Below are 17,414 nucleotides of genomic sequence, written 5' to 3'. Positions count from 1 at the left end.
CCGATGACCGGTACTTCCGAGAACGTAGTGGTGGAGGACGACCATGGTCGTCCTCCCGAAAACCCTGTTCTGCGTCTGGCCGATGCAGCCTGCATGGTTGGTGCAGGGGCAGTCCTCCTCGCCATGATGCTGATGACATTCATCGACGTTGCCGGTCGCTACTTCTTCAAGGCTCCACTCGGTTTTGCCTATGAAATGACGCAGGTCGCCATGGCAACCGTCGTCTTCCTCGCGCTGCCATCAGTCTCCGTGCGCGGGCTGCATGTCACGACCGGCCTGTTCGAGAACTCCTTCCGGGGCATCGGGCGTGTCCTGCGCGACGGCGTCATCGCGCTCGCGATGGCGGTGTGCTGCTTCTACATCACCGTCCGGCTTGCGCGCCTGGCCGGCCGCTTCGACAGTTTCGGTGAGGTGACTTCCGTGCTTCGCTTCCCGGTTGGCTACGTTGCCTGGCTTGGCGTTGGTGCTTTTGCACTCAGCGGCGTGATGATCCTTGCGGCCTTCATTGCCGAGGTGCGTCGGGAAACGGGGGCAAAGACATGACGGCGACACTCACGGGCTTCGGCGCGCTTTTCGCGCTGCTCTTCGCCGGCATGCCGCTGGCCTTCGCAATGGCGATCATCGGCTTCGTCGGTTTCGCGCTGACCGTCGGATTCAACCCCGCCGGTGCCATGAGCGCACAGATCGTCTGGGACAACCTGTCCTCTTACAGCCTGTCGGTGCTGCCGCTGTTCGTTTTGATGGGCAATCTCATCAACCATGCCGGCCTTTCGGCCGACCTCTACAACGCGTCAAACGCGCTGATCGGCCATCGCAAGGGCGGTCTCGCCATGGCGACCATACTGGCAAGTGGCGGGTTTGCAGCGGTGTCGGGCTCAAGCCTCGCCACTGCCGCCACCATGTCATCGATCGCGCTGCCATCGATGCGGCGCTACCGCTATCACGACAGCCTGTCGTCTGCGACGGTCGCAGCGGGCGGCACGCTCGGCATCCTCATTCCCCCGTCGGTCATCATGGTGATCTACGGCACTATGACCGAGACCAGCATAGCCAAGCTGTTCATGGCCGGCATCATTCCCGGCATCCTCGGCGTCCTGTTCTATCTTGCCGCTGTCCGGTACGTCGTCTGGCGAAGGCCGGAGGCGGGCCCGGCGGCCGAGCGCATGCCGTGGGCGGAACGGTTGCAACACCTTCGCCAGGTGTGGGCTATCGCCCTCCTCTTCCTGATCGTTATGGGCGGCATCTACATCGGCATGTTCACCGCAACAGAGGCAGCGGGTATCGGCGCAACCGGAGCATTTGTCATCGCGCTGTTCAAGGGCGGGCTATCTGTCAGGGTACTGTTCAAGATCCTGGCAAACACGGCGCGGACGACGGCGATGCTGATGGCGGTCCTGCTCGGTGCACTGATCTTCGCGAACTTCATCAACGTGTCGGGCATGCCATCGGCGGTGGTCAAGGCGATCAACGGGCTCGAACTCAGCCCCTACGGCGTCATCTTCGCGCTGATCGCATTCTACATCGTGCTCGGTTCGGTATTCGACGAGCTGGCGATGATCTTGCTGACCATCCCCCTGTTCTTCCCGCTGGTGATGGGGCTTGGTTTCGACCCGATCTGGTTCGGCATCGTCATCGTCATGGTCGTCGAGATCGGTCTGATCTGCCCGCCGATTGGCATGAACCTGTTCATCATCCGCGCAACGCTGCGCGACGTGCCGCTGACAACGATCTTCCGAGGCATCGTGCCCTTCGTCATCGTCGATGTGCTGCGGCTGGCTCTGATCGTCTTTGTCCCGTGGCTGGTGCTCGCGCTGCCATCACAGATGACCCACTAGATAGCTTTAAGGGGAGGAAGTCGTGGAGAAGTATCGCATTCTGATCAACGGCAAGAGCGAGGAAACGACCTCGCACCAGCCGGTGCGCAATCCGGCAACCGGCGAGGTCGTGGGCATGATGCCGGTGGCCACACCCGCGGATCTCGACCGCGCAGTGGCCGCCGCGGCGGAAGCCTTCAAGAACTGGAGCCGCACTTCAGATGAGGAACGGAAGGCAGCCTGCCACGCCATTGGCGCGAAAATCGAGGAGCATGCGGAGGAGCTTGCCCGCCTCATCACGCTTGAGCAGGGCAAGCCGCTCACTGGCCTGGGCTCCCGCTTCGAGGCAGGCGGTTCGGCCGGCTGGGCCCATGCGACGGCTGAGTTCGGCCTGCCGGTCGAGGTCATCCAGGACAACGAGCAGGGCCGCGTCGAAGTCCACCGCAAGCCGCTCGGCGTCGTCGGCTCGATTACCCCGTGGAACTGGCCGATGCTGATCGCCGTCTGGCACATCGTGCCGGCCGTGCGCACTGGCAACACGATTGTCATCAAGCCCTCACCCTACACACCGCTGTCGACGATCCGGCTGGTCGAGTTGATGAACGAGGTGTTGCCTGCAGGTGTCGTCAACGTCGTGACCGGCCCGGACACACTCGGCGCGGCGATGTCCGCGCACACGGGTATCGCGAAGATGGTGTTCACCGGTTCGATCGCCACCGGCCGCAAGGTCATGGCATCTGCCGCAGAGACACTGAAGCGGCTAACGCTCGAACTCGGCGGCAACGATGCTGGGATCGTGCTCCCGGACGCGGACCCGAAGGCGATCGCGGAAGGGCTGTTCTGGGGCGCCTTCATCAATGGCGGCCAGACCTGTGGGGCGATGAAGCGGCTCTATGTCCATGACAGCCTTTACGACAAGGTCTGCGGCGAACTGGTCGAGCTTGCCACCAGGATGCCGATGGGAAATGGCCTCGACGAAGGCAACGTCCTCGGCCCGATCCAGAACGAGATGCAGTTCAACAAGGTGGTCGGTTATGTCGAGGCCGCCCGTCAGTCAGGTGCGCGTATCCTCACCGGTGGCGCAAGGCCCAATGGTCCCGGCTATTTCTACCCGATCACGCTGATCGCCGACATCGCGGATGGCCATCCGCTGGTCGATGAAGAGCAGTTCGGCCCGGTGTTGCCAATCATCCGCTACAGCGATGTTGAAAAGGCGATCGAGCTTGCCAACAACAATCCACATGGACTGGGAGGTTCAGTCTGGAGCTCCGACGCCAGCAAGGCAAAGGAGATTGCGCTGCGGCTGGAATGCGGCTCGGTCTGGGTCAACAAGCACGGCGCGATCCAGCCCAATGCACCTTTCGGCGGAGCCAAACAATCTGGCATCGGCGTCGAATTCGGTCCTGAGGGCCTGAAGGAATATACTCAGCTGCAGACTGTTTACTGCTGAAGGTAATCGGCGAGGGCATCCGGCCTCGCTGGATGCCCTCTTGGTGCGATCTGAATTAAGGGTGGTGCGGCGTTTCCCCAAAAAACAGAAAGCTCGCCGTTTCCGGCGGGCATGTCCGGTGATTCGCGACGGCTGGCAGAAGGGCCAACCTGCCCGGCCAGTTCAGGGCAATCAGGCACGGTGACTAAGCCGTGCACTGCATTGCCCAAAGGGTCGGCTCCTTTGCCAGTCCACGACAAAAGGACAGGGCCGGACGCCACCACTCTCGCCAGGATGAACTACTGATTTTCTCGCAACAGCCATTCGAGCTGTCTGGCGCACACCTTCAGTAGATCAACGAACTGGTTGGACTTCGCAATCGTCATCGCCCGAATAGGCCGCCATGACAACGCCTCAGGGTCAACAGCGCGACGGACACCATTAATCAGGATCGGTGCGGAGTTTCCCGGCAATCCATTGTGCCAGCGCGCGAAAATCCGCACAAATCTGGTCGATGACCACGGGGCCAGGGACCTCGACGAACGCCCCTTCGCCGGGGGTTAGCTCAAGCCCTCCGGGTGCGCACGGGGTTGATAAGCGCCGGGCAGCGGCATGCAGGGCGATCCCTCGACGGGTCAGTGTTTCCGACAGTCGTAGTGCAATGCTATTATGTCTGAGCCGGGGAGTTGGCGAAGAGAGAACAACTTAACCGGTCCGCTCAGGCCGGGCTCGGATGTCCGCACGCCAGCACCGGGTATGACGTTGCCCAAAAGCGGGTGAAGCTCATCGACAAGGCCGTGCGCAAGCAGGTCGTTGTAAAGCGTACTGCTTCCAAAGATCACCAGACCGCTGTGGCTATTGGCCTTGAGGTCAGCAATGCGCGCATGCGCGCTGAAAGCAAGCTCCATCGAGGCGCCTTCACCATTGGGTTCCGCCTCGGGCTGAAAGAAGTCGGCATGGCCGTCAATGAAGAAGAGGCCGTAGCGGCCTCGCCGTCGAAGCGCGAGCATCGAGCCCAGCAGGCTCGTGCAATCGCCGCCCAGGACGACCGGAATTTCGCCAGCATCAAGCAGCGTTTCCACCGCGTCGGCGAGCCTGGGCCTAGGCGTCCATGCGGCAATTGCCCCGGCGTTCAGGATGCGGTCTTGGGATCGGGCGTGGGTTTTGGGGAGGCACCGCCAGGGGCCCGGCGCCTCGCGCATCGATGCGTTCCGCAAGACCCAGATCGAGCAGTTTGTCGGGCAAGCGCTCCACACCCTCCGTTGCGAGGCTTGCCTCCAGCACGCGCTCGTCACGGATGCCGCGCCGCGCAATCTGCGTGTCGACCATCTGGTGCCGGGCGTGCTCGTAGTCAAGCATGGCTCGTGTGCCGATCTGCCGGTGAAACCCCGCGCCTTCATGACGGTCGCGGGTGCCGCCTAGAACCAGCGAGCAAGCGGCAGGTTCCCGTTCGCCTGCTGAACGGACTGGCCGCTCGCGCGTTGTCGGCAGTCGTACGACCGAAGGAGGCGGTTCATGGAAGACTATACGCTCTACTACTGGTCGGTGCCATTCCGCGGACAGTTCGTCCGCGCCGTGCTGGCCTTTGCCGGAAAAAGCTGGCGCGAAGCCGGCGACGGTGAAATCGGTCGGCTGATGAACCTCACGGTCGAGGAGATGCCGATCCCGTTCATGGGGCCGCCGATGCTCGTTGACCACGCAAGCAACATCGCAATCGCCCAGATGCCGGCCATCATCCTTTATCTTGGCGATACGCTCCGCCTGTTGCCGCACGATCCGGCCTTGAGGGCGTTGACGATGAAGATCGTCAACGACGCCAACGACGTGATCGACGAGATCACGCTTCAGGGCGGGCAGCAGATGTGGACGGAGAAGAAATGGGCGGAGTTCGTGCCGCGGCTGCAGCGATGGATGACCTTCTGGGAGGCAACCGGCCACCGCCACGGGCTTGCGTCTGGTTCGGGATTCCTCCTTGGCGGCAAGGAGCCGGGTATCGCCGATATTGTCACGGCCACACTCTGGTCAACCATGGGCGAGCGTTTCCCGAAGATCGCGGCGATGCTGGATGAAGCGGCCCCCGACATCAGCGCCCTGGCTCGCCGCATCTCCGATCTTCCGCCACTACGCGAACTGGCCGCGAGAGCACGTGCAGGCTATGGCGACGCCTACTGCGGCGGGCAGATCGAAGCCTCCTTGCGAAAAGTGGTGGGCGGCAACCTCTAACCCTCCGCCGTCTCCAGCGCTGCCATCGCGATCGCAACCAGGATTGCGCTCGAGCCGATGAGAAGGCTGGGCGTGGGCGTTTCCTGCCCAACCGCGAGCGAAGCTATGAGGCCAACGGCAGGCACGCCGAGCAGGACGATCGAGACGACGTCGGCGCGGGTGCGGGTACCGACTTCGACCACCGCCCATGAGCAGAAGGCGGTGGCGAGGATGCCGATGAAGAGGAGGTGATCCCACCGCTCGAGCAGCCATGAGACTTCGGGTGGGCCTTCCATCGCGTAGGCGAGCGGGATCAGGCAGATGGTCGCAAGCGCCATTTGCCACGGCGCGAGGTCGAGTGCGGCGCCGATCCAGCGATGATGATGTATGTGGACCATGCAGACGGCCCATGACAGCGCCGCAATCAGCAGCAGCGCGCCGGCAATAAGGCCGTCGAGCCCGAAAGCGCGAAAGCCGCCCACATCAATGAGAAGGAGAATGCCCGAGAGGCCGAGGGCGGCCGCGAACAGTTGCCGGCGGCCGATGCGCCCGCCAGGATACATCGCAACGATCGGCAGTACCCAGAGCGGCATGGTGTAGGCCAGCACGACCGCGCGGCCCGTCGGCATGATGCGCAGCGCCGAGGCTGCGAGCGCCGTGAACATAAGCATCTGCAACAGGCCGACGCTGAGCACGACCGGCAGGTCGCGACGGCTGGGCAGCCGCAGGCGGCCGAAGGGGATCAGGATCGCAAACAGGACCAACGCACCGATGAGGTAGCGGATGACCGTGAACCAGATCGGGGGGACGATCGCGACCGAAGATTTCATCACCGGCCAGCTCAGCCCCCAGATGATAACCACACATGCGACCAGCACCTAGTCGATACGCCTACCAGAACCCTGACCAGCTACTGATCGCATGTCGCGGCCCCGCAAGTCCTCCCCTCCGCCGTTGATTGGGCGGATGGCCTGTCCAGAGTGGAAGACTAGGCGGGGTTGGGCCGCGGCGCTTCGGTGCCAGCCCCCATTTTTCGGGAAGACCTGTACCCAGATTTCGCGGACCTGCCCGGCTCGGCCTCCTGCAGCAGCCAGGGTTCGTTGCGAAGGCGCAGCATCACTTCCATGCGGTTGGCGGCCCTGAGCTTTGCGAGCACTGCCGAAACATGATGCTCGATTGTGCGTGGCGAGCGCACCAGCCGAGCGGCAATCTCGCGATTGCCCGCACCCTCGGCGATCAGCCGCAGCACCTCCAGTTCGCGACGAGTAAGGCCGAACGGGTGCGCGCGAGCAGACGCGTATGGCCCCCGCCGCACCTTCGGCAGCCGGTCGGCGACGCCAAGAAGCTCTGCCTTGCGGCGGGCAAGGCGAAGCGCGGGCGTCGCCCCAAGCTCCTGCAAAATGGTGGCAGCGCGGCTGAGCGCTACTTCCGCATCGTCGCCTTCGACCCGCATAAGGGAGAGTGCCGCCTCGTAAGGAAGTCCCAGCCCGAGCCACTTGTCAGCAGCACCTTCGGGATTGCCCTTCAGTTCCATGAGCCGCGGCTGGGCTGCCCGATCGACGGGGAACTGCGGCGGCTCGCAGTGACAGCGCTGCCACCAGACCACCAGTTCGCCGAACTCCCACCGGTCGAAGGCATCGAGATCCATTGCGGCAAGCTGCGCCAGTTGCTCATGCGCCGCGACCAGATCGCCTGACAGCCAGGCAGCTTCGACGAGCGCAAGCCGCGCCGGCGCGATATATTGCGGCTCGCCGGTCGAGAGCGCGTTCCTGAGTGCCTGCTGCAGAAGGAGCGGAGCATCCGACTCGCCGAGGCGCGTGCGGGCACGGCCAAGCACCAGCAGCGCCGGCAGCTGCATGATGAGGGTCAGCCGCTCAAGCTTCATCACGCCCGCCGCAATCGTCTCTGCATCGCGGAGCCGCCCCTGTTCCAGCCGCAGTTGCGCCAGCCGCCCGACGAGGTAGTGCGTCCACGCGTCGAGGTCGTGCTTGGTGTCGTAGGCAATGCCCTCGGCGAGCAGCCGCTCGGCAAGGGGGAAGTCCTTGAAAAGAACGGCATACTCCCCGTAGTTCGTATAGGCGCGAGCGGCCTGCTCATGATGGCCGTGCTGCAGGGCAAGCGCGAGGCTGCGCTCCATCATCTCGCACCCGCCCGGCTGATCCGAATGCAGCAGCGCCGTCGCCACGGTGTTGAGCGCATGGGCAAGCGTTTCGGTAGCGTTAAAAGCTTCGGCCAGCTCGATCGCCCTGTTGCCCCAGCCGACAGCCTCCGCGAAGCGATCGTTCAGCATGTGCAGTTGCGAGCGAAGCGCATAGGCGGTCGCAAGTTCGGGCCCAGGGGGAAGGCTTTCGAGCACGCGGATCGCCTCGTCGGCATATCGCCCGGCTTCCTGTGAATCGCCCCGATACCAGTGCAGCCGGGCGAGCCAGCGCAGGTTCTCGCCAACCTTGTCGAGCCGCCCGAGCTGGCGCCACAGCTCGACGGCGCGGTGACGCCACTCGATGACGAGGTCATCGATCTGGAGAGCTATCCCCGCTTCATAGGCCCAGTCCTCGCAAAGCTGGGCAGCGAGTTCCTGCGGCGCTTTGCCGACATATTCCAGCGCCGTTTCGAGATGGGAGGCGGCCTGCTGATGCGCGCCAAGGCTGGCGGCGTGCGCGGCCGCCTGCGGCGCGAGTTCCAGCACGCGCCTTGCCTCGCCTGCCACTGCCGCGTGATGTACCCGCCGCGATAGCGAAGCCTCACCAGATTCCGCAGCAGCCTCATCGAGCGCAGAGAGGACCTGCCGGTGGAGCTTGCGCCGCCGCGCCGCCGATACTCTCTCCAGCGTCGACTGGCGCGCCAGTTCATGCCGGAACTGGAGGTTGCCATTGATGTCACGCACCAGCAGGCCCCGTTCGACACAGTTGTCGACGAGGACCTCGGCGTCGGGGCCCAGCAAAGCTTCGGCAAGCCAGGGCTCGATGCCGGCGGGCTCGACGCTGAGCGCCTCCAGCGCCTCGCGGTCTTCCTTGTCGAGCCGCGACAGGCGGGACCACACCGCATCGCGGATCGACGGCGGAATGCCTTTGATGAGCGGCTCGTCGCTCGCGAGGATCTCCGTCACGAAGAACGGATTGCCGGCGGTCAGGCGATGAAGATCCGGCTCGACGCGTCCGGCCACCCGCGCCAGCGTCGCCACACCCTGCGGCGACAGCGGCTGCAACCGCACGCGCGCGACCGTCTGCGACGGCAGATCGCCGATTACCTGCGCCAGCGGATGATCGGGTCCGACCTCCTCGGACCGAAAACTCAGGATCATCAGCAGTCGCAGCAACCCGGCGCGGCGGCCGAGGTAACGGACGAGGTCGAGCGAGGCCTTGTCTGCCCAGTGCATGTCCTCAAACACGAGCACGCTGGTGCGCGGATTGTCCTGCAATGAGTCGAGAACGGCGGGAAAAAGCTGCTCGGGTGGGGCCGACCGACGAAGAAGCTCCGCCACATGCGGACCCAGGCCATGTGCCACGTCGTGCAGGGGTCCGAGCGCACGGGCGGTGAAGAAGGCCTCGCAGGCGCCGCAATGGACGCTGCTGTCCTTTTGCGCGCTTGAGACGAATTCGCGAAGAACGGACGACTTGCCAATACCGGCCTCGCCCATCACGAGGGCGACACGACCCTGACCTTTGCGCGCCTCATCGAGGGCGAGGAACAGGGCGGACAGCGGCTCTTCCCGTTCGACAAGCATTTGCCACCTCGAGCATGCGCCAACCGCCCGCCAAAACCATACGACGTCGACGGCCTCTTGTCAGCAATCGTGGCGTGTTGAGGTGCGTCAGCTCTGCCCGCGGGAAGCTCCGGAACTCTCGGCCAGATGCTCGCGGAAGGAAGCAATCAGCCAGCTGGCGGCGGGCCCCGGCGGATTGGCCGTCCTGCGCAGGACATAGATCGGGTACTCGGTCACCTCATAGGCATCGACCATCAATTCCACCAGCCTGCCCTTCTCGATGTCCTTGCGAACGACCGCGTCCGGCAGGCCGCCCCAGCCGAGACCGCCGCTGATCAGGCGGTGCTTGGTGACAATGTCGCTCACGCGCCAGGTCTTGTAGGAGTGAACGTTGAAGTCGCGTCCCCGCGTTATGCCGGAAGAATCCATCACCACGATCTGCACCTCCTCGCGCACGTCGGCTCGGGTAAGCCGCCGGTTGAGCCGTGCTAGCGGATGATCGGGCGCAGCGACCGGCACCATGTAGGAATGGCCGATCCTCTCCGGCGTGATGCGATCGTCGTGGACCAGCAGCGCGCCGGAAAAGCCCACATCCGCCTTGCCGCTCAGGATCAGGTCGTGAACCATCCCAAGCTCACCAACGGTGAGGTTGAGCGGAACGGCCGGAAACTTTTCGCGGAAGGCGCGCAGCGAGGCAACGACCGCTTCGGACGGCACCATGACACTGATGGCGAGCGACAGTTCTGCTTCGACACCCTCCTTAAGGCTTCTTGCACGGGCGCGCAGGCTTTCGAGCCCAGCAGCGATGCGGCGGGCATCCGTCAGCATCGCCTTTCCAGCCTCGGTCAGGCGGGGATGGCGCGAGCCAGCCCGCTTGAACAGCTGCACCTCGAGTTGCGCTTCGAGGTTGGCAATCGTGTAGCTGACGACCGACTGAGCCCGGTTCAGCGCGCGGGCCGCGGCCGAAAAACTGCCCGTCTCGACAACGGTCAGGAACACCTGCAGCTGGTCGAAGGTGGGCTGCGCTTCCATGATCATCCATCCAATTGATAGATAGTTTTGTTCGATCTTTTATCGGTTTTCTGGATGACCTTCCAGACCTAGCTTTTGGCGACACCTGGGCACCGCCCGTCTCCGATTCTGAGGAAAGGAAGAGACCATGTCCTCCATTCTGCTCGTTACCTCCAGCCCGCGCGGCAATGAATCCCTCTCCAGCAAGTTTGCGATCGATCTTGCCAACCAGCTCGCCGATCGCTTGCCAAGCGCCGCGATCGTCCATCGTGACATCGGCACCCACCCAGTCCCCCACCTCGACGAGGTCACCACCACCGCCATCCGCAAACCGGCCGAGGCGCGCAATGCGGAGGAAGCCGCAGCCGTCGCCTATTCCGACCAGCTCGTCGACGAACTGCTTGCCGCCGACGCCGTGGTAATCGCGACGGGCCTCATCAACTTCAACATCTACTCGACGCTGAAAAGCTGGATCGACAATGTGGCCCGGGCGGGCTTGACCTTCCGCTACACGGAAAGCGGCCCGGTCGGTCTTGCCACGGGAAAGAAGGTCTATCTCGTGCTGGCCGCCGGCGGCGTCTATTCCGAGGGAGCGGCGAAAAGCATGGACCACGCGGTCCCCTACCTGAAGTCCGTACTCGGCTTCATGGGCATGACCGACGTCGAGGTGATCTATGTCGAAGGCCTCGCCTTCGGCCCCGAAGCCGCCGAGAAGGCAATCAGCGCCGCCCATTCGCGCGTACAGGAAGTGGCAAAAACGGCGCAGCTGGTGCTAGCCGCCTGATCGCCTGGAGCTACACCACGAGCTAACACGGGTCTACGCTTTTCAGATGAGTACTTCACCCTCCAGGGTGATCCGCACGATCCGGTCATGAGCTACCCTTTCCCTGCCTGAGTGACATATCTGGGGCGGGGGCCTTTTTTTTCGGGATGCGCGCGGGCAACGGGAACACAGTCAGGAAACCGGGCCGTTCACTTTGTCGCCCGGCGCAGATCGAGCTGTGCCACCTGCCTGATTACGTCGATCCGGCCGGCGGCGCCGAGTTTCGCGTAGAGGCTTTTGATCTGCGTCCTGACCGTTTCCCGCGACAGGGACGCTTCGGCCGCAATGGCCGCCGCATTCTTTCCTTCCAGAAGGCCGACCAGAGCGCGCGCTTCCGCAGAGCTGAGCTTGTGCGACTTCACGAAATCTTCAAGCTCGAGGGCACGAGGGCGCAGCACCGGCTCGAGGAACAGCACCACGGTGGGGCCTTCGAAATAGGCCGCGAACCGATCCTTCATGACCCGGACCAGGGTCGCCTTGGTCCCGTTGATGACACGCGTGAACGCGCGCGGCGCATCCTCTTCGGTGCGGTCGAGCATCCGCTGAAGCACCTGCGCGGCTTCCGCATCGCATAGCCGCAGTCGCCCCAACGGGTTGAGCCGTGCACACCTGCCTTCAGCCAGCATCCGTTCGGCCGATGCCGACGCCGACTTCAGCCGTCCGCCCTCGCCGACGACGAAAACGCCGACATCCGCGCTGTCGAACAGCGAGCCCGCGATCTCGGCGATCTGCCGATGCTTCGGCCCCGCGCGAAAGTAATGAAAGGCACGCCGCAGATGCGGAGCGAGTTGCGTCAGCAACTCCGCCGCGCGTGCGTTCTCATCCGGATCCTCGCGACTGGTTAGAACCGACAGGAGGAAGGATTTCCCCTCCTCACGGACGATCGTCAGCCCGACTGCCGCCCTGGTTCGAAAGCGGCCATAGACGAAGTCGGTGTAGAACTCGGTCCGCTTCAACTCATTGACCGGCAGCATCTGGTCGGAAATGACACCGACGCCCACCTGCCTTGTCGCGGCTCGCTTCATCCATGGATTGATGCTGGCATAATATCCGCCGTCGCGCAGCGCCGAGGCATCCGCGCCGTAGACGAGGTCCCAGCTGCCCCTCGACTTCTCGCTGTCATGGTAAAACAACGTCGCGACACCGTCGGGAAGCTGCTCACTCAGAGCCTTGAGAAAATCCTCCCACGTCCTCTCCCCAAGGAGAGCCGCATAGATCAGATCCACAAGTTCTTCACTGTCCACCACCCCGCTCCATCAGGATGAAAACATGGGGTTGCTCGGACAATATCATTAAATACTGCCAAGAAAAACTACACGCTTCCCACGCTCAGGTGAACAGAGATAGTATAGTTCAAGATGGCGATTTAATGCGGGCGAAGATTATCATCCAAGTTTAACCGCCGTCTCCCGCAGCGCTCTTGCCAGCACTTTGCCCCATTCACGGGCAGCGGGGGCCGTGCGGATCAGGTCGTTGCGGATTTCGATCTCGACGCAGGGCAGACCCCGCTTTTCGCCATGGATTGGGATCGCGTAGTCAGTATCGTCGCCGACGCTGTAGGGCTGGTTGATGCCGACGCAGTAAGCGGTGTTCATTTTGAGCCACTCGGCGAGAGCCGGTGACAGCACATTGTCGCGGTTGAAGAGCACGCCGATCTCCCACGGGCGGCTGTTGCCCAGGAACACTGGCGTGAAGCTGTGCACGGTCACGAGGATCGTGCGGCGGCCGGCGGCCGCGCGAGCGTCGAGCGCGGCGGTGACCGCGTTGTGGAACGGCCAGAAGATCGCGTCGGCGCGAGCCTTCCTTTCCTCTTCGTTGAGATCCAGATTGGCCGAAATGACCGTGTCCTCGCTGCGCGTCGGCGCAAAGTCGGCAACGTCGGGACGGCGGTTGCAGTCGCAGACGAGGCGCGAATAGACCTGCGTGAACAAGGGCGCGTCGAGCAGCGTAGAAAGTTCGAGCGCGACGTCCTTTGCGCCGATGTCCCAGGCGATGTGACGCTGAAGGTCTTCTTCCGACAGCCCCATGTCGCCATAGCGGCGCGGAATGCGGCGCCCGGCATGCTCGCAGATCAGCACATAATCCGAAGACCCGTTCTCGTTGTACGCCTCAAGCGGATGCGGCTCGTCTTCGGCGAGGATCGCAATGGCGTTCGCCTGAACTGAACGGGTCAAGGGTTTGTCTCCGGCGCAGAATGTCTGAAATGGTACAAATCTGCGAATGGAATTCAAGTTGTATCTTTTCGTTGACGCCATCTCGCCCCCGCCCCTATCATCACCCTGGGGAACAGAAACAGAGCCGCGTCAAAGCGAGTCAAAGCGTTAGAACGCATGACCCATGAGCCAATCATCGAGGCAAAGGGCCTTTCCATACGCTTCGGCGGGCTGGTGGCCGTCGACAGCTATTCACTGGTGCTGCGGTCCGAGGACCTTGCCGGGCTGATCGGCCCGAACGGAGCCGGAAAGACCACCGCGTTCAATTTGCTCACCGGGGTGCACAAGCCCTCGGAAGGAGCGATTCTGATCGGCGGGCAGGACATGACCGGGCAAAAGCCGCACAAGCTCGCGCAGGCGGGTCTCGCCCGCACCTTCCAGAATATCCGCTTGTTTGCGGACCTCACCGTGCTCGAGAACGTCATGTGCGGCGGGCATCTGCGTCATGGTTCTTCGTTGTTTTCTACCCTCGCCTATCTGCCAGCATTTCGACGCAGCGAGCGGCAGATCGCCCAAGAGGCGACAAAGATCATCCGCGAGGTGGGACTGGCGGATGCGATCGACCGGCGCGCCGGCGACCTTTCCTATGGCGACCAGCGCCGGGTCGAGATAGCGCGGGCGCTTGCCACGCAGCCGAAGGCCCTGCTTCTTGACGAGCCCGCCGCGGGGCTGAACCCCAGCGAAACGCAGGCACTCGTCGAACTCATCCGCCGCATCAACGGGGAGATGGGCATTGGCGTTCTGGTGGTTGAACATGACATGCGCCTTGTCATGAGCCTGTGCCGCCGCATCCAGGTACTCAATCGTGGAAAACTCGTCTGCGAGGGAGCGCCCGCCGAAGTGCAGGCTGATCCTGCCGTAATCGAAGCCTATCTGGGCACGCGACGACAAAGGGCCGCCCATGCCTGATGCACCCATCCTCCAGGTCAGCGAACTGAACGTGTTCCGTGGCGCAACCCATGTGCTGAAGGATGTTTCGTTCGAGGTCGCCAGGGGCGAGCTCGTCGCGCTGATCGGTGCGAATGGTGCCGGCAAGTCGACGACGCTGCTGGCACTGTCCGGGCTTCTTCCCGCCCGTTCCGGCACGGCCAGGATGACGACCGATGAAGGAACGATCGAGCTTACGCGCGCTTCCACGGAAACGATCGTCCGCAACGGCCTCATCCATTGCCCGGAAGGCCGGCAGATCTTTCAGTCGCTCTCCGTCGCCGACAACCTCGCGCTCGGTGCCTACACCCGCACCGACAAGGACTGGATCGCGCAGACCACCGAAGAGGTCTACCGGCTGTTCCCCATCCTGCGCGAACGCGAGAAGATACCAGCAGGCGCGCTGTCCGGCGGCGAGCAAATGATGCTCGCGATGGGCCGGGCACTGCTTGGGGCACCGAAACTGCTTCTCCTCGACGAGCCATCCCTCGGTCTCGCGCCCAAGGTGATCGACACGATTTTCGACGTCATCGCCGAGCTCAGGCTGCGGGGCGTCACCATCCTGCTGATCGAGCAGAACGCGGCCATGGCACTGGAGATCGCCGACCGCGCGCATGTCATGGAGCATGGGCGCGTCACGCTTTCCGGCACCGGCGCGTCGCTGATGGAAAACGACCGGGTGCGGCAGGCCTATCTCGGGGTGAGCGCATGAGCCAGTATCTGTTCCAGCAGTTGATCAACGGGCTTGCGCTCGGCAGCCTCTACGCGCTCGTCGCGATTGGCTTTTCGATGATCTACGGCATCGTCCGCCTCATCAACTTCGCCCACGGCGATCTTGTGATGATCGGCGCTTTCGCGACGCTCGGAATGCTGTTCTACGGGACGCCCTGGCCAGTGACGCTGCTGGTGGTGCTGCTCGTCGGGGCGCTGGCCGGCGCGATGATTCAGACAGTCGTGTTCCGGCCTATGCTGGGCGCGCCGCAGGTGACCGGCTTCATCGCCTCGCTTGCGGTTTCGATCACCATCCAGAACTCGGCACTGATGCTGCTGTCGGGCCAGCCGCGCAACTTCCTGTTTCCGGAAGCGATGCGCCAGCGCGTCTCGCTCGGCGGCGTCAGCGCGTCGCTCACTGACCTCGTCATCATCGGCCTGACCCTGACGCTGATCGCGATCCTGTTCGTGATCGTCTACCGTACGCGGCTCGGACGAGCGATGCGGGCGACGGCGGAAAACCTGATGGCGGCTCGGCTGATGGGCATCGGCGTCAACCGAACGATCGTTGCCGCGTTTGCCATCGGCTCCGCGCTTGCCGCCGTCGCCGGCCTGTTTTGGGGCGGGAAGTTCGGCCAAATCGATCCGCTGCTCGGCTCCGTGCCGGGGCTGAAGGCGTTTATTGCCTGCGTCATCGGCGGCGTCGGCTCGATTGGCGGGGCGATGCTTGGCGGCTATATCCTCGGCCTCGCCGAGGTGCTGTTTGTCGGGCTGCTGCCGCAGGCCTACGCCGGCTACCGTGACACCTTCGTCTTCTCGCTGCTGATCCTGATCCTCCTCATCAAGCCGTCGGGGCTGTTTGTCCGCCATGTCGAAGAGCGCGCCTGAAACCATTACCATGGGCACTTCGGGCGGCGGCCAATGGCTTGCCGCACCCTTGCGCATCGCCCTGCTCATAGCGGCTGCGACCGTTGCCCTGTGGCTGGTGACGGCGGGTTCCAGCGCGTATCTCACGACGCTTATCGCCGTCATGTTCATCAACGCAGCGCTTGCGGTGTCGCTCACCTTTACTAACGGCATGACCGGCATGTTCTCGCTAGGTCATCCGGCCTTCATGACCATCGGCGCCTACGTCGCGGCGATCCTCACCTTTCCCTCGCGGCGCAAGGCATCGATGCTGCCTGACCTGCCGGAGTTCATCGCCAGCCTGGACCTGTCGTTGCTGCCCGCCACCGTCATCGCCGGGCTTGCGGGCGCGCTGGTCGCGCTCCTCGTGGGGCTACCGGTGCTGCGCCTGCGCGGGCACTATCTTGCCGTGGCAACGCTCGGCCTGATCGTCATCGTCCAGGGGCTGGCGCTCAACTGGAACGGTATTACCCGCGGTGGGGCGGGACTGTCCGGCATTCCGCGTCTATCCAACATCTGGTGGGCATTCGGCTTCATGGTTCTGACCGTCGCCGCCGTCTGGCGCATCAAGTTTTCCTCGCTTGGGCGCGCGATGATGGCAACGCGCGAAAACGACCTTGCCGCCGAATGCACCGGCATCGACACGGTGCGCATCCGTATGCTCGCCTTCGTCATCGGCGCATTCTTCGCGGCGGTTGCCGGCGCGCTGATGGCGCACCTCATCAGCGTGGTGACGCCCCGCACCTACTCGATTGTGCTTGCCTTCAACCTCGTCGTGATGATCGTCATCGGCGGTTCGGGCAGCATCGTCGGCTCAGTCATCGCGGCGTTTGCCATCACCATCGTATCGGAGCTGCTGCGCCCGGTGGAAGAATCCTTCGGCCTCTACGGCATGAGCCAGGTGATCGTGGCGCTCAGCCTGATCCTGGTGCTCTACTTACGCCCACGAGGTCTGTGCGGCAGCGACGAGCCCGCCTTCGTGAAGCACTATCTGAACGGAAAGAAGCACCTATGAGTTCACCCCGCCCGCAGGACGTGTTCGAGAGCCGTGCGCTGCGGCTGACGGCGGCGCGCACGGCCCTGCTCGTGATCGACGCCCAAAACTGGGTGATGGACGAGAAGAACCGCCACCCGCGACCGGAGTTCTACGAGGATGTGCGCGGATTCGTCGTTCCGAATATTGCAAAGCTCATTGAGGCTTCGCGCCGGTTTGGGGTCGAGGTCGTCTACACGGTGATGGAGAATTTTACCGAGGATGGGCGCGACCGCAGCCTCGACTACAAGCTTTCGGGCTTCTTTATCCCGAAGGGCTCGCACGATGCGAAGGTTATCGATGAACTGCGCCCGGAGCGCGACGAGATGGTGATCCCGAAAACCTCGTCCAGCCTCTTCAACTCGACCAATTTCGAGTACCTGATGCGCAATATCGGCATCGACACGATCATGGTCACGGGTTTCCTCACCGACCAGTGCGTCGACCACACCATTCGCGACGGTGCTGACCGCGGCTTCCACATGATCTGCATCAGCGACGGCGTTGCGACCGACACGCGCGAGCGTCACACGGCGGCACTCAATGCCTTCAAGGGCTACTGCCGAACCGAGACGACGAGCTCGATGATCGCCACCATGGAGCGCGATTTCGCGTGAGGGAGGGGGTGGCGGTTGCCCGCCA

General features: G+C 63.4%; 16 protein-coding genes. 10 read left to right on the top strand and 6 right to left on the bottom strand.

Translation table 11 applies throughout. The features are described 5' to 3' along the window. Nucleotides 1-3 precede the first annotated feature (3 nt). From L630_RS0111750 to L630_RS0111740, 3 genes are read left to right on the top strand one after another with little or no spacing between them, the layout of a single operon-like run. Nucleotides 4-543: a TRAP transporter small permease gene (locus L630_RS0111750; protein ID WP_024848451.1), complete on the top strand. Its 540-nt coding sequence runs from the start codon at nucleotides 4-6 to the stop codon at nucleotides 541-543. Next, entirely contained in the window at nucleotides 540-1,835 is a 1,296-nt protein-coding gene (locus L630_RS0111745) for a TRAP transporter large permease (RefSeq protein WP_024848450.1), read from the top strand. The genes L630_RS0111750 and L630_RS0111745 overlap by 4 nt, the downstream gene beginning before the upstream one ends. 22 nt (nucleotides 1,836-1,857) lie before the next feature. Continuing rightward, on the top strand, nucleotides 1,858-3,264 hold the full coding sequence (locus L630_RS0111740) for an aldehyde dehydrogenase family protein (RefSeq protein WP_024848449.1): 1,407 nt from the start codon (nucleotides 1,858-1,860) through the stop codon (nucleotides 3,262-3,264). A gap of 614 nt (nucleotides 3,265-3,878) precedes the next feature. Here the strand turns inward: L630_RS0111740 and L630_RS23160 are convergent. After that, nucleotides 3,879-4,643 (bottom strand): arginase family protein, encoded by a 765-nt coding sequence (locus L630_RS23160; protein WP_084465961.1) that lies wholly within the window; start codon nucleotides 4,641-4,643, stop codon nucleotides 3,879-3,881. A gap of 115 nt (nucleotides 4,644-4,758) precedes the next feature. Between L630_RS23160 and L630_RS0111725 the strand changes: the two genes are divergently transcribed. Next, nucleotides 4,759-5,466 carry a glutathione S-transferase gene (locus L630_RS0111725; RefSeq protein WP_024848446.1) on the top strand — a complete coding sequence of 236 codons (708 nt, stop codon included), beginning with the start codon at nucleotides 4,759-4,761 and terminating at the stop codon, nucleotides 5,464-5,466. Here the strand turns inward: L630_RS0111725 and L630_RS0111720 are convergent. The 3 genes from L630_RS0111720 to L630_RS0111710 form a co-directional block, all read right to left on the bottom strand. Continuing rightward, nucleotides 5,463-6,308 (bottom strand): DMT family transporter, encoded by an 846-nt coding sequence (locus tag L630_RS0111720; protein ID WP_198019545.1) that lies wholly within the window; start codon nucleotides 6,306-6,308, stop codon nucleotides 5,463-5,465. The two genes, L630_RS0111725 and L630_RS0111720, sit on opposite strands and share 4 nt — an antisense overlap. Before the next feature lie 125 nt (nucleotides 6,309-6,433). Continuing rightward, the gene (locus tag L630_RS0111715) at nucleotides 6,434-9,169 is read right to left on the bottom strand and encodes an AAA family ATPase (RefSeq protein ID WP_024848444.1); all 2,736 of its coding nucleotides are present in this window, start codon (nucleotides 9,167-9,169) and stop codon (nucleotides 6,434-6,436) included. 87 nt (nucleotides 9,170-9,256) lie between these two features. Next, nucleotides 9,257-10,180, bottom strand: coding sequence for a LysR family transcriptional regulator (locus L630_RS0111710; protein ID WP_024848443.1), 924 nt, complete (start codon nucleotides 10,178-10,180; stop codon nucleotides 9,257-9,259). A gap of 127 nt (nucleotides 10,181-10,307) precedes the next feature. Here L630_RS0111710 and L630_RS0111705 point away from each other — a divergent pair, with 127 nt between their 5' ends. Then, a complete protein-coding gene (locus tag L630_RS0111705) occupies nucleotides 10,308-10,943 on the top strand; it encodes an FMN-dependent NADH-azoreductase (RefSeq protein WP_024848442.1) in 636 nt (211 codons plus the stop codon). Nucleotides 10,944-11,131: 188 nt separating this feature from the next. Here L630_RS0111705 and L630_RS0111700 read toward each other — a convergent pair whose 3' ends face one another. Both L630_RS0111700 and L630_RS0111695 read right to left on the bottom strand, forming a co-directional pair. Next, nucleotides 11,132-12,226, bottom strand: coding sequence for a LuxR C-terminal-related transcriptional regulator (locus L630_RS0111700; protein WP_024848441.1), 1,095 nt, complete (start codon nucleotides 12,224-12,226; stop codon nucleotides 11,132-11,134). A 141-nt stretch (nucleotides 12,227-12,367) separates the two neighbouring features. Next, nucleotides 12,368-13,156 (bottom strand): N-formylglutamate amidohydrolase, encoded by a 789-nt coding sequence (locus L630_RS0111695; RefSeq protein WP_024848440.1) that lies wholly within the window; start codon nucleotides 13,154-13,156, stop codon nucleotides 12,368-12,370. Between the two features lie 213 nt (nucleotides 13,157-13,369). Here L630_RS0111695 and L630_RS0111690 point away from each other — a divergent pair, with 213 nt between their 5' ends. From L630_RS0111690 to L630_RS0111670, 5 genes are read left to right on the top strand one after another with little or no spacing between them, the layout of a single operon-like run. Continuing rightward, nucleotides 13,370-14,104: an ABC transporter ATP-binding protein gene (locus L630_RS0111690; protein WP_245263720.1), complete on the top strand. Its 735-nt coding sequence runs from the start codon at nucleotides 13,370-13,372 to the stop codon at nucleotides 14,102-14,104. Further along, nucleotides 14,097-14,834, top strand: coding sequence for an ABC transporter ATP-binding protein (locus L630_RS0111685; protein ID WP_084465956.1), 738 nt, complete (start codon nucleotides 14,097-14,099; stop codon nucleotides 14,832-14,834). The genes L630_RS0111690 and L630_RS0111685 overlap by 8 nt, the downstream gene beginning before the upstream one ends. Beyond that, nucleotides 14,831-15,721, top strand: coding sequence for a branched-chain amino acid ABC transporter permease (locus L630_RS0111680; protein ID WP_024848437.1), 891 nt, complete (start codon nucleotides 14,831-14,833; stop codon nucleotides 15,719-15,721). The genes L630_RS0111685 and L630_RS0111680 overlap by 4 nt, the downstream gene beginning before the upstream one ends. After that, on the top strand, nucleotides 15,702-16,754 hold the full coding sequence (locus L630_RS0111675; RefSeq protein ID WP_084465954.1) for a branched-chain amino acid ABC transporter permease: 1,053 nt from the start codon (nucleotides 15,702-15,704) through the stop codon (nucleotides 16,752-16,754). The genes L630_RS0111680 and L630_RS0111675 overlap by 20 nt, the downstream gene beginning before the upstream one ends. Further along, a complete protein-coding gene (locus L630_RS0111670; RefSeq protein ID WP_024848435.1) occupies nucleotides 16,751-17,389 on the top strand; it encodes an isochorismatase family cysteine hydrolase in 639 nt (212 codons plus the stop codon). The genes L630_RS0111675 and L630_RS0111670 overlap by 4 nt, the downstream gene beginning before the upstream one ends. Nucleotides 17,390-17,414: the final 25 nt, after the last annotated feature.

Source organism: Aminobacter sp. J41, from assembly GCF_000526635.1.
Classification (GTDB): Bacteria; Pseudomonadota; Alphaproteobacteria; order Rhizobiales; family Rhizobiaceae; genus Aerobium.
Note: the sequence above shows the minus strand (reverse complement) of the source record. Positions and strands in the feature narration are given on the sequence as shown.